The organism is Edaphobacter sp. FHG110511_03 (genome assembly GCF_059115365.1).
In genome coordinates this window covers 1410288-1422324 of sequence record NZ_JBZYWL010000001.1, presented here as the reverse complement: position 1 = coordinate 1422324, position 12037 = coordinate 1410288, and the positions used below count along the sequence as shown (strand labels likewise).

The window sequence follows — 12037 nt, the reverse complement described above, 5'->3', positions numbered from 1 at the left end:
GTGACGCGAATAGAACGTGACTCATGGAGACACCAAGAGTAATGATGAATAACCCACAATATCCATTCGGTCAAACCTCGAACGATTTGTTATTCAGCTTGGAAGAAGACAGCTCCCGGAAACCGCTGAACTATGAAATCGTCGCACAAAGCGTGGAAGAGGTGCAGGACATCTATAACGCTCCTGCTATCAGCATGGGACCATACTTGATCGATTCTGGACAAGAGCGACTTTTGACCACGATCAGCATCTATGCTCAGCGAGGCAAAGTGCGAGAGCAGGTGCGCCTGCTGTATATGAACGCTGTCGCACTTCGTATCTGGAAAGCGATGGGCAAACATCCAAACGTGATCGGCGCGCAGCATCGCCCACCTAAAACAGCCCTGCTTGCGTTCGGTGTTCCATTCAGTGAATAGAAGTTCAAGATTTCAGATTCCTTGGAACATCCACATGGTCGACCGACGCGTTCCATAGATACACGTACAGTGACGCTCTGCTAGGACAAGGAGTCAAGTCGAGTCTTTCTACTATCGGGATCAAATGATCGAGCCCCTACCACCCTCATAGCATCGAACATTTATGTATGCATTGGTGCGGCTGGCTGGGCACTTCCCGTAAAGTGTGGATCAGGTTAACGTCTCGCAATTGGCCAGCACAACCAAGCCGCTACTGAGATGCCATACACCTTGAGAATGCGCATCCAGAATCCGGGATTGTTGCCCGTCGATCGCTTGCTTACCCTTATGCTCGCAAACAATAGGCCATTCCCAATAATGAAGACGATAGCACCGATCACCACGAAAGCGAACAGTGGTGTACTCGGCGGCAGAGCAAGTGCCGCGACGATGATTCCCAGAACAACTCCTGTTTCGACCAAGACAAGTATTGCTTTAGTCACAGCATGGATGTCTTGATGGCATTGCAGGTTAGCCGAAGATGCGAACGGCGAATGGTGTTCGCATGACCACGGCATGAGTACACACTCGAACTCCGGGAAGTCTCTGGAGAGTAGAAATCCTCACTTTGACTCTAGAGGTGCCAAAGGCATCTTTACGGCTTAAACCCAACTGGTTGCAGAAGAGCTTTGTGTCCCAACTGTCCGCGTGAACGGGCGTCGATCGCGGAGGAGTTGGAAGACGGCCTGCATGCCGGACCCGGTCTTGGAAGAGACCTCGAAGATCTGCATTCCAGGGCGCACGCCGTCGATGTTTCGGCGAGCCGCGGCCACATCGAAGTCGGCAGCCTCTGCCATATCCATCTTGGTGATGATCGCGACATCCGAGCTGTTGAAGATGGTTGGGTACTTCAGAGGCTTGTCTTCGCCTTCGGTGGCGGAGAGCAGGACAAAGCGGAGTTCTTCGCCCAAGTCGTAGCTGGAGGGACATACGAGATTGCCGACATTCTCAATGAAGAGGAAATCGAGAGCGTCGAGTTGCCATCCTTGGAGCGCTTTTTCGATCATCTGTGCGTCGAGATGGCAGATGGTTCCGGTAGTGATCTGGCGGACGTTGGGTGTAGCGCGTTTGAGGCGGGCGGCGTCGTTTTCGGTGGCGAGATCTCCGACCAACGCAGCGACGCGGAAGTCGCGAGTAAGGCCATCGAGGAGCTTTTCAAGGAATGCCGTCTTGCCCGAGCCGGGGCTTGAAACCAGGCTGATGACGCTGACGCCCGAGGCCGCGAAACGCCTTCGGAGAGCATGGGCGAGGAGGTCGTTCTGCTTCATGACCTTAGCGCGCACTTCGACGATGCGTGTGTTCACGCTGCGACCTCCAGTGAGACGACTTCTAGTTCGCGGCCGGTGACAATGCAATCACTGGGCGTCTCGCAATCCGGGCAACAGAGTTGATAGAGCGACGGCACAGTGCGGTCCTGGCGGCAGACGGCACAGTGAACGACGAGCGGAACGGTTTCAATCTCGAGTCGCGAATGCTCGAGGGGGGTACCTTCGCAGGCAAGTTCCCAGGCGAAGAGGAGTGCATCGCGTTCGACCCCCGAGTAGACGCCGACCTTCAGATGCACGACCTGCACGTCGTGGAGGCCGCGCGCTTCTGATTCGTTGCCGATCTCGTCGATGATACTAAGAATGATCGATAGCTCGTGCATGAACTGCCTTTCATGCTTGCCGCGTGAGATCGCGATGGTTACATTGTGCTCATTTTGATGTAGCGCTTAATGTCTGGCGCAACCATGATTGCCATTACGAGTAGGGTGAAACCCAATGCTCCGAGCATGAGTTTTCCTGTCATGATGTCACCTCTCTGTTGCCCGTAACCAGGACGGGTGTCTGCGACTCCATTGGACGATCCTTGTTTTCGGCGAGGATTCTTCCGACCAACTCTTCGATCATGTTCGAAGCTTCGTCGATCGCGGCTTGCGCTTGCGGTGACAGCTCCATGCGGCCCTCGAGTTCGTCGCCGAAGTCCCTGGGTTCGCAACCCACGACGAGGATTCGGGCGGTGATAGGGCCGAGCGCCGCGGCGAGATGGAGCACGCGCATGGGGTCCATGCCATGAGGATCAAGGTCCATACCAACTGCACCGTGATTGCCTAGTCCGGTGAGATCCGGTTCGAGGACGAAGAGCGTGCCGGGTGCCTCATGGCGGGGGAGTGCGTCGACGAGGATGACAGTGTGCCATGGGTCGAGGAGGGTGTAAGCGAGATCGAAGCCACGGATGCCGAAGTCTTTCACCTGAACTTCGCCGGGAAGCTCACGACGCGAGAGCGAACGGGCGACCTCCACGCCGAATGCGTCGTCTCCGAGGAAGATGTTGCCGATGCCGGCGATGAGGATCGTATTCGTCATGCCGAGGCATCCTCTATCAACGCATCGCATCCGTTGCCGATATATGGCTCGACCTCTTCAGTACCGAAGAAGAAGCAGTGGCCCGGCTGGCGCATCATCCCAAACTCTCGGCCGGGGTCGTCGTCGAGGACTACGGCGAACTGGATCTGGCCCTCCAAGTCCTGCTCGATGGCCTTGATGATGGCGAGCTTGCCGGTGAGGGCGAGATCCATGATGTCAGCGCTCTTTCGTGGCGAGATGCGGATGCGATCGCCGACGCGGAGGTTGACACCAAAGACAAGCACCGATTCAGGCGGGACCTTCTCTTCGGCGAACGGATTCCAATCAGTTACGAGGCCGTCGGGCATGTCGGGATTCATGGGGCGTCTTCTCGGATTTCGCGCATCGGGGCGCACGATGCCATGGACCTTCAGCATCTCTTCGCCGGTCAAGGCTTCCGTACGCTCGAGGATCTGCCGGGCCCGGGGATCGCCGTTGCGCATCTCGTTCTTTTCGGCGTCGGTCAGGGTGAGGACGCGGAGGGCAAGCATTTCGTCCATCTCGGTGCCGTCGAAGTAGTCGCCAGCGCTTTCGGGCGAGGTCTTGGGGTAGTCGTACAGGATGATGGGCGAGAGCAGGACGATAGACCGGTCGGGTTCATCGCCGGCGAGGACGGGGAAGACGCCGGTGTTGGTGCAGGCGTTGGCGTCGGCGGCGTAAAGACTGGGGGGTTCGAGGAGTGAGATAAAATCTCCGCCGGTGAGGCCGAGCAGGAGGTGCGCGGAGACGAACGACTGAGGCAATGCTTCGTCGCGTCGGGCTTCTGTGCCGCTTGAAAGCGGGCTGATGTTTTGCAGTTCAAGATGTAGCCTACAGGCTCCGCTGGTTAGCCCATGTGCTTGGATGGACAGGTTTGCGGCGAGGTCTGGCGCAGGATTAACGCGCAGGCTCAGTGGTGCAGCGAGAAGTCTAATAAGGCTCAGGTCGCAGTGATCGGATGTGTGTTCGATGGCCTCGTCCCAATCGAGCGACGGATCGGCGAGGTCGGAGCTCGTTCGCCGCTGGGGTAGGAGTTGTAGGAAACTGATTTTTATGTCGAGCGACGGGTTGGCGCCGGGGACTAACAGACATTCGGAGACGAGGCGGAAGGGCTCCTGGGGACACTGGGCTTCGGCATAGATGCGGGGATAGAGGGTGCCGAAGTTCCAGCGCTGACGATTCTTGATCGCGGTGGAACGATAGGGATAGAGGATGTATCCCTCGTAGAGGACAGCGGCGGCGATCTTTTCGACGGAGGTGAAGTTCATGCTTCGACCTCCGCGGAGATTTCTCTTGAGGCATTTTCGGCGGCCAGGGCCTTGGCAATGGCTTGTTCCCAAGTCGGGAGACCATGGCGGACTTTGTAGTTGTAGAGCTGCTCGAAGGAGTCGCGGCGAAGGCATAGCCAGGCGGAGTTGGGGTGGTGCATCTCCATCATCTCTTTCCAGACAGAGATAGGGAGACGAAAACTGGCCTCACGGTCCCACGGGACTTGAGATATCTGCAGTGCATCGTCCTGGCCTTCGTAGAAGAGCGTCCCACTGAACATGACGGCGACCGGGATGTCACCTGTATCGAGGGCGTGAAAATACTTGGTGGCCGCGACGTTGAAGTCGAAGGTGCAAGGGAGTTCAAGGTCCACGAGAAGTTCGGCGGTGAAGCGCGGGACGGCGACGCTAGTGTTCATCCAGAGTAGCGGCTTGACGGTCCGGGCCCAGCGCTCGGGTGTACCGAAGAGGTCGAGCAGCTTCTCCTCTTCGTTTGGGGCGTAGCGGCGCTTGGCGGGCTCGATTTGAACCTGGCAGCGGAGGGTGATGGCGTGGATGGTTTCGGCGGCTGGGAGGTTGGTGATGCGCAGCTTAAGCGCAATCAGCGGTGTGGCGGCATGGGGCACTGCTTCAGCGCCTTCGATCTGGAAGTGGAGCTCAGGCATGGACGGGCTCCGGCTGCCGGTTCGCGGCAGACTCTCTTACTTCGGTGCTGCGGGCTTGCAGGCATGCGAAGAACTCGTTGATATGCTTCCAGACTTCAGCTCCACCAGAGAGGCCGCGCCAGTACATGCGGATGAGGCCGACGAGGTAGAAGCATTCGTCGATAGGGACGATATAGTACCCGTGAACAGTGCCGATGCGGTTGACGAGGAAGGCCTCGACGTCCGGTTCCATCTTCTGGAGCGAGGCATGCTGGGCGGTGATTTCGACCCACGATGCAAGGCTCAGGAGGGACTCGATGGCGCCGGCGGGGCTGGGATACATGGCCATCATCCTCCCGCCTTCGGTGTTGTAGTAGAAGAAGGCGAGGTTGATGGGGATCATGAGGGATTCCCATTGCAGGTTCGGCATCTCGAAGTCCGCGAGAGCGCGGATGCGACGGGGGATGCGGAGATAGCGAGCGCCGGGTTGACCGCAGAAGAGCACGGCGCAACCATCGCAGGAGCAGGCGATCTCGCGCTTGCGCGGGTCGAGCAGATGCTGGTGGGTCGGTGCAAGCTCAGCGCTGCAAAGCTCACAGCGTTCCGCGTCATCGGGGATAGGGCAACGGCCGGCAACCTGCTTCAGGAAGGAGGGGATAGCAGTTCGTTCCTGTTCTGCTTCGGGGAGTTCTTTCATGCTTGGCTCCCGAGGCTACGCTGGCGGCAAGTGAGGCATCTTGGGATGGATAGGGCCGCGCTGCTCGAGGTTAATGCCAGTGGCATCCTGGGCTTTGCGCGTGGGGCGCTTGGCAGGCGGCTCCGCGCGGCTCTCGCCTTTGCGAATTCCGATCGCGTGGGACGGGGTATCAGGGTGTGCATCCTGTTTGGCCATGAGGGTTCTCCTTACTTGATGGTTACGATCTGGGGTCTGCTCTGCGTGGTCGTCGCGGAGTTATCCGACACAATTTCGACGATGTCGGGCGCGACTTCGAAGAGTGCGTCTTCGACCGCGTTCTTCAGGGTTATGGACGAACTTGGGCAACTCCCGCAAGTTCCGTGGAGGCGCAGGTGAACGATGCCGTCGCGTACACCGGCGAATTCGACGTCGCCGCCGTGGGATTTGAGATACGGACGGACCTTCTGGATACCGCGCAGCACGCGCGTTTCGATGTCGTCTGGATGGAGGTTGTGCAATAGAAGCATGCTGGAGATCAGGTCGTTCTGCAGGGCTTCGGTGAGGGCCTGTTCGCCCTCGGGAGTGCGCATGAGCGAATCGACCAGACGCTGCAGGGCCGCAGCGTGCAATTCGACGACGGACTGTACGAGGTCGAGCGCGGTAGCCCGGATCTCCGGGTCACCCGCGCTTTCCAGGCGGGCGGCGAGCTTTTCAACTCGCTCAGTCCGCAGGTGGAACTCGCCGCGCTGGCGAGGTGCGATGCTGCCGAGGACCTCGGGTGGAGTATCGGTTTGGGGCCCAGCGGCCATTATTCGTGCCCCGCTACGCCAAACATTGGAGAATGGCGGGTCTCGAGGATCTTGCCGTCACCGAGATACATGTGGACGCCGCAGGGCAGGCACGGATCGAAGCTGCGGACAGTGCGCATGATGTCGATGCCCTTGAACTTGTCGGCTCCGTTTTCCTCGAAGAGCGGCGTGTTCTGGACCGCATCTTCGTAGGGCCCCGGGGTTCCGTACATGTCGCGCGGATTGGCATTCCAGGGTGTGGGCGGATAGGGATGATAGTTGGCGATCTTTCCGTCGCGGATGACCACATGGTGCGACAGAACACCGCGGACGGCCTCATGGAAGCCGCAGCCGATGGCTTCTTCCGGGACCTTGAAGTCGGTCCAGGTCGCGGTGCGGCCTGCGTTCAGCTCGGCAAGGGCTTTCTCGACGAAGTGCAGCGCGGTAGCAGCAGCGTAGGCCTGGAAGTAGGTGCGAGCGCGATCGCGCTCGAGCGTGTTCGACCACTTTGGGATGTGCCACTCGAACTCGGTCTCTGGCAGCATTGCTGTCTTTGGGAGATTGATTTTGACGCTGCTCCCGGTGGCCTTGACGTAGCCGATGTCTACCAGTCCGGAGAGCGCGGTTGACCAGAGACGTGCGATGGGTCCGCCGCCGGTATCGAGAGCCAGGTGGTCTCCGGTGCGCTTATCAAGCCAACGTGGCGACATAACCCAGGTGTAGTTGCCCTTGAAGTCGCGCTTCTGTGGACGCGGAATGGTGGTCTGGTTCCAGGGATGACGCTTATCGACGGGGTTGCCGAGCGGATCGCGGGCGACGAAAGTCTCGGAACCCTGCCAGTCGTCGTAGTAGGAACTGCCGAGGAGGATGCGGATGTTGAGATTGATATCGACGAGCGAGTTGGTCACCAGTTCGCCGTCGACGACTACGCCGGGCGTAACAAACATCTTGCGTCCCCATTCGGCCATGTTCTTGTACTCGTAGTCGCAATGATCGGGGTCGTTGTAGGATCCCCAACAGCCAAGCAGGACGCGGCGGCGGCCGACCTCTTCGTAACCCGGAAGAGCATCGTAGAAAAAGTTGAAAAGATCGTCGTGCAGCGGTACGACTTTCTTCATAAATTCGACGTACTTCATCAGCCGGACGAGGTAGTCGGTGAAAAGTTGGATAGTTGCTACAGTGCCGACTCCGCCGGGATAGAGTGTCGACGGATGAACATGCCTTCCTTCCATGAGGCAGAACATCTCACGGGTGAGGCGGCTCATGGCGAGGGTCTCGCGGTAGAAGGTTCCGGTGAAGGGGTTGAGCGCCGTCATGATGTCAGAGATCATGCGGTAGCCGTGCTTTTCGGCGTTCGGCGACGGTGTATGCTGCGCTTTCTCCCAGACGTTCGGATTGGTCTCTTTCACCATCTGCTCGCAGAAGTCGACGCCGACCAGGTTGTCCTGAAAGATGTTGTGATCGAACATGTACTCGGCCGCTTCGCCGAGGTTGACGATCCACTCTGCCAGTGCGGGGGGCCGGACGTTGAAGGCCATGTTCTGCGCATAGCAAGCGCAGGTGGCGTGGTTGTCACCGCAGATGCCGCAGATGCGGCTGGTGATGAAGTGGGCGTCGCGCGGGTCTTTGCCTTTCATGAAAATGCTGTAGCCCCGAAAGATGGACGACGTGCTGTGGCACTCGGCAACAGTCTTGTTGGCGAAGTCGATTTTAGTGAAGATGCCGAGACTCCCAACGATTCGCGTAATGGGATCCCAGTTCATCTCGACGAGATTGGGCTTCTTTTCGTCAAGTTCAGGGATGGTATCGGGAAACGTTGCCATGGCTTGGTCCTCTCTCGATTACTTAGAAGGCATTGGAGCGGTATGGGCGATAGCCGGTGGTGAGTTCCGGACGATTGTGGCGCCACTTCGGTTCCTTGTTGACGGTGGCATTGGTAATGCCGCGCAGCGCGCGAATCATTTTGCCGTAGCCGCCCATCATGGTGGACGAAAGCATGGCTCCCGGAGGTTCATCCATGAACGGCATGAATTTATCGGGGAAGCCGGGCATCGTGCAACCAATGCAGATGCCTCCCACGTTGGGACAGCCCCCGATGCCGCGCATCCAGCCACGTTTGGTCACATTGCAATCCACGACCGGTCCCCAGCATCCGAGTTTCACGAGACATCTCGAAGACCCGTACTCATTGGCGAAGTCGCCCTGCTCGTAGTAGGAGCCACGATCGCACCCCTCGTGAACGGTCTTGCCGAAGAGCCACGTGGGGCGAAGCTGCTTGTCGAGTGGAATCATGGGAGCAAGTCCGGCGACCTGGTAGAGCAGGTAGAGAACAGTCTCCATGAAATTGTCGGGCTGGACAGGGCAGCCGGGCACATTGACGATGGGCAGGCCGGCCTTCGAACGCCAGTCCCAGCCGAGATAGTCGGCCAGGCCCATGGCTCCGGTGGGGTTCCCTGCCATGGCGTGAATGCCGCCGTAAGTGGCGCAGGTGCCGGCACCGATGACGGCCAGGGCCTTGGGGGCGAGACGATCGATCCACTCGCAGGTGGTGATGGGCTGTCCGGTGTCATGGTTGGTTCCCATGGCCGCCCAGTAGCCCTCTTTCTTGATCTTCTCGTTAGGGATGGAGCCTTCGACTACGAGGACGAAAGGATCGAGCAGACCCTTTTCGGCGTCGTAGAAAAACTGCATGAACTCGTCGCCGTTCTCGTAGGCGAGCACAGGATTGTGCAAGTGAACCTTGGGCAAACCGGGGATGGCGCCGAGCAGAACATCCTCGATGCTCGGCTGCTCGGCTGCGGTGACGGAGACGCTGTCGCCATCGCAACTGAGGCCGGCGGTAATCCAGAGGATATGTACGTCGGATACGGGTGAAGGCCTGGTGATCTTGCTTTCGTGTTCAGGCATGGAGTTCTCCTTGGGCTGGCATGCAAAGGATGCAGCCGACTGCGCGCCGAACGGCGCGGGGAGGCACATAAGAGCTAATGAGTAGGGGATTTAGATGGGCGGGATGGTAGAAGCAGGACAAGCCTGTCACCTCTCGAAGCGGAATCCCCACTTCGATTTACAGCCCGCAAAAAGTGCAGGCCCCCAACGGCCAAGAGATTACGCCTCGTACAAGTTCGTGTCAAACGTCGAAATGCACAGTATTTGTGGCGTTTGGTAAGAAATTTTCATTCCACAATTTCAACCGTTCTCCAGCTCAAGCGGACTGTTACGGCTAACAGATGCGCGGAAGCTGCTCGCCGAACATCACGTCGAGAACACGCATGCCACCGATTTCAGTCTTCATCAACACCATGCCTGGGTGGGTTTCGACGACCTCGCCGATGATGGCAGCGTCCTGGCCCAAAGGATGCTGCCGCATCTCTTTGAGGACGGCATCTGCCATTTCAGGGACAACGAGGGCGAGCAGTTTGCCTTCGTTTGCTACATACAGGGGATCGAGGCCCAGCACCTCACAGGCGCCTTTGACCGACTCGCGCACAGGGATCGTGCGCTCGTCCAGCACCATGCCGACGTTTGCGTGCTTGGCGATTTCGTTGAGCGTGGTTGCAACGCCGCCACGCGTCGGATCGCGCAGTGTGTGGATAACGTCGTTCGTTCCTTTGGAAACATGAGGCGAGGCGGTCGCAAGTATGGCCGCGACAAGGCCATGGAGCGGTGCGCAGTCGCTCTCGATGGTGCTCTCGAATTCAAGACCCTCGCGTTGACTCATGATCGTCATGCCGTGATCGCCGATGTAGCCACTAAGGATGACCTTGTCACCGGGGCGGGCGCGATCGGCCGAGATGCTGATGCCGGACTCGATGAGACCGATACCGGTTGTTGTGATGAAGATCTGATCGCCTTTGCCGCGGTTGACGACCTTGGTATCGCCGGTGACGAGCTGTATGTCGGCTTCAACGGCGGCGGCTCGCATGGACGCGACAACCCGGCGTAGATCGTCGACAGCTAGGCCTTCTTCGAGGATGAACGCGGCCGAGAGATACAGCGGGCGGGCACCGCTCATAGCCAGATCGTTCACTGTCCCGTGAATCGCGAGCCGGCCAATATCGCCGCCAGGAAAAAAAATCGGCGTGACCACGAAGGAGTCGGTGGTGAATGCGAGGCGCACACCCGCGATGGTCAGCACCGCCTGATCGTCCAGCTTCTCGAGCGTGGGATTACGGAAGGCGGGAAGAAAGATCTTGTCGATCAGGTCGGAGGTGAGCTTGCCGCCGCTGCCGTGGCCAAGCACGATCTGTTTGTGGTCAAAGAAGGGTAGTGGGCAGGAACCGAAGGGGACCAGACCTTCGCCGGTGATTATCTCCTTTGTCTTGAGATCGTCTTCAGCGGCTGGCATGAGAGTGTACCCGTTCTTGGATGGGCAGGGTCGTAACGTCTTGCGGCGTGAGTTCGGGGACGATCTGATGGAGCTTGTCGGCTCCTTGCGGGTTCAGGTGCCGGCCGTAGGCGTAGTATGCGGCGCACGCTCCCTCAGCCGAAACCATCGTCGCACCGAGTGGATGCTGCGGTGTGCAGAGCGTTCCAAACGCGGGGCAATCGTGCGGCTTCCTGATCCCGCGAAGAATCTCGCCGCTGATGCATATCTGGGGTTCTAGCGTTGCGATCTCCGCCACATCGAAGAGCTTTTCGGCGTCGTGTTGGAAGAACTCGTCGCGCAGATGATAGCCGCTCATCGGGATGGTGCCGATGCCGCGCCATTTGCGGTCACCGGCCTCGAAGACCTTGCTGATCAGCTGTTGTGCCGGCAGATTGCCCTGGCGATTCAGGATACGCGAGTACTGATTCTCAACCGTTGCCCGTCCTTCTTCCAGTTGTTTGATGGCCATCAGCGTTCCTTCGAGGATATCGAGCGGCTCAAAGCCGGTGATGACGATGGGGACGTGGTGGCGGGCGCTGATGGGGTCGTACTCGCTGTATCCCATTACAGCGCAGACGTGCCCCGGACCGAGGAAGCCCTGCACACGATTGCCGGAGGCACTCAGGATGACTTCGAGCGCTGGCGGCACCAGAACATGCGAGACCAGCAGCGAAACATTGTTCACCTGCTCTTCACGTGCTCGCCACGCCAGCATCGCGTTGGCAGGAGCCGTGGTCTCAAAACCGATGGCGAAGAATACGACCTGCTTCTCCGGATTGGCGCGGGCGATCTTCAAGCAGTCGAGCGGCGAGTAGACGATGCGAACATCGCCACCTAGCGACTTGATCAAGAACAGGTCGCCGTCCGAGCCGGGCACGCGCAACATATCCCCAAACGAACAGAAGATCACATTGGGCAAGCGCGCTATAGCGTGCGCCTTATCGATCATCTCGAGCGGCGTAACGCATACCGGGCAGCCCGGCCCATGCACTAGTTCGATGCCCTCCGGCAGCAGTCGGTCGAGGCCGTTCTTCACGATCGAGTGGGTCTGTCCGCCGCAGACTTCCATCAAAACCCAGGGGCGGGTCTGGAGGCGTCGCATCTCCGCCACGATTCGCGCCGCTATCTCCCCATCGCGATATTCATCAAGATATTTCATTGTCGAAGCCCTCCGGGTTTCATCCACGCCGGGTAGGTTGGCTCGTCCGTCTCGGCGATCTCCTCGACAACTGGGGATTCCAACTCGGTCAGCTGATCGAGGTCCTTAAGCGCTTGGTAGGTACGCTCTGCTTCGGCTTCATCTACGCGGCTGATGGCGAAGCCGACATGCACAAGGACATATTCGCCGATCTGGGTCTCAGGCACGTACTCCAGGCATGCTTCGCGGACGACGCCGCCGAACTGGACCTTGGCCATTCGCAGACCGCGTTGGTCGTAGGTGTCTACCACTTTTCCGGGAATAGCCAGGCACATG

15 protein-coding genes are annotated in these 12037 nt (G+C 58.9%); 1 reads left to right on the top strand and 14 read right to left on the bottom strand.

What is annotated here, in order from left to right:
• The first annotated feature begins 41 nt into the window (after positions 1–41).
• Positions 42–416, top strand: coding sequence for a hypothetical protein (locus AC5S26_RS05705; RefSeq protein WP_494183884.1), 375 nt, complete (start codon positions 42–44; stop codon positions 414–416).
• A 641-nt stretch (positions 417–1057) separates the two neighbouring features.
• Here AC5S26_RS05705 and hypB read toward each other — a convergent pair.
• The 14 genes from hypB to AC5S26_RS05635 form a co-directional block, all read right to left on the bottom strand.
• Complete coding sequence (gene hypB / locus AC5S26_RS05700) at positions 1058–1759, bottom strand: hydrogenase nickel incorporation protein HypB (RefSeq protein ID WP_494183883.1); 702 nt, start codon at positions 1757–1759, stop codon at positions 1058–1060.
• Positions 1756–2103: a hydrogenase maturation nickel metallochaperone HypA/HybF gene (locus tag AC5S26_RS05695; protein ID WP_494183882.1), complete on the bottom strand. Its 348-nt coding sequence runs from the start codon at positions 2101–2103 to the stop codon at positions 1756–1758. The genes hypB and AC5S26_RS05695 overlap by 4 nt, the downstream gene beginning before the upstream one ends.
• 38 nt (positions 2104–2141) lie before the next feature.
• Positions 2142–2231, bottom strand: a complete 90-nt coding sequence (locus tag AC5S26_RS05690; RefSeq protein ID WP_494184608.1) for a DUF6893 family small protein — start codon at positions 2229–2231, stop codon at positions 2142–2144.
• Positions 2232–2242: 11 nt separating this feature from the next.
• Complete coding sequence (locus AC5S26_RS05685) at positions 2243–2803, bottom strand: hydrogenase maturation protease (RefSeq protein WP_494183881.1); 561 nt, start codon at positions 2801–2803, stop codon at positions 2243–2245.
• Positions 2800–4089 (bottom strand): hypothetical protein, encoded by a 1290-nt coding sequence (locus AC5S26_RS05680; RefSeq protein ID WP_494183880.1) that lies wholly within the window; start codon positions 4087–4089, stop codon positions 2800–2802. The genes AC5S26_RS05685 and AC5S26_RS05680 overlap by 4 nt, the downstream gene beginning before the upstream one ends.
• On the bottom strand, positions 4086–4754 hold the full coding sequence (locus AC5S26_RS05675) for a DUF6084 family protein (protein ID WP_494183879.1): 669 nt from the start codon (positions 4752–4754) through the stop codon (positions 4086–4088). The genes AC5S26_RS05680 and AC5S26_RS05675 overlap by 4 nt, the downstream gene beginning before the upstream one ends.
• Positions 4747–5430: a DUF5947 family protein gene (locus AC5S26_RS05670; protein WP_494183878.1), complete on the bottom strand. Its 684-nt coding sequence runs from the start codon at positions 5428–5430 to the stop codon at positions 4747–4749. The genes AC5S26_RS05675 and AC5S26_RS05670 overlap by 8 nt, the downstream gene beginning before the upstream one ends.
• A gap of 15 nt (positions 5431–5445) precedes the next feature.
• On the bottom strand, positions 5446–5625 hold the full coding sequence (locus AC5S26_RS05665; protein ID WP_494183877.1) for a hypothetical protein: 180 nt from the start codon (positions 5623–5625) through the stop codon (positions 5446–5448).
• 11 nt (positions 5626–5636) lie between these two features.
• Positions 5637–6218: a NifU family protein gene (locus AC5S26_RS05660; RefSeq protein ID WP_494183876.1), complete on the bottom strand. Its 582-nt coding sequence runs from the start codon at positions 6216–6218 to the stop codon at positions 5637–5639.
• Entirely contained in the window at positions 6218–8020 is a 1803-nt protein-coding gene (locus AC5S26_RS05655; RefSeq protein WP_494183875.1) for a nickel-dependent hydrogenase large subunit, read from the bottom strand. The genes AC5S26_RS05660 and AC5S26_RS05655 overlap by 1 nt, the downstream gene beginning before the upstream one ends.
• Before the next feature lie 22 nt (positions 8021–8042).
• Positions 8043–9104 carry an NADH-quinone oxidoreductase subunit B family protein gene (locus tag AC5S26_RS05650; RefSeq protein WP_494183874.1) on the bottom strand — a complete coding sequence of 354 codons (1062 nt, stop codon included), beginning with the start codon at positions 9102–9104 and terminating at the stop codon, positions 8043–8045.
• A 313-nt stretch (positions 9105–9417) separates the two neighbouring features.
• On the bottom strand, positions 9418–10542 hold the full coding sequence (gene hypE, locus AC5S26_RS05645; RefSeq protein ID WP_494183873.1) for a hydrogenase expression/formation protein HypE: 1125 nt from the start codon (positions 10540–10542) through the stop codon (positions 9418–9420).
• Positions 10529–11722 carry a hydrogenase formation protein HypD gene (gene hypD, locus AC5S26_RS05640; protein WP_494183872.1) on the bottom strand — a complete coding sequence of 398 codons (1194 nt, stop codon included), beginning with the start codon at positions 11720–11722 and terminating at the stop codon, positions 10529–10531. Before hypD ends, hypE begins: the two co-directional genes overlap by 14 nt.
• Complete coding sequence (locus AC5S26_RS05635; RefSeq protein WP_494183871.1) at positions 11719–12036, bottom strand: HypC/HybG/HupF family hydrogenase formation chaperone; 318 nt, start codon at positions 12034–12036, stop codon at positions 11719–11721. Before AC5S26_RS05635 ends, hypD begins: the two co-directional genes overlap by 4 nt.
• Position 12037 lies beyond the last annotated feature (1 nt).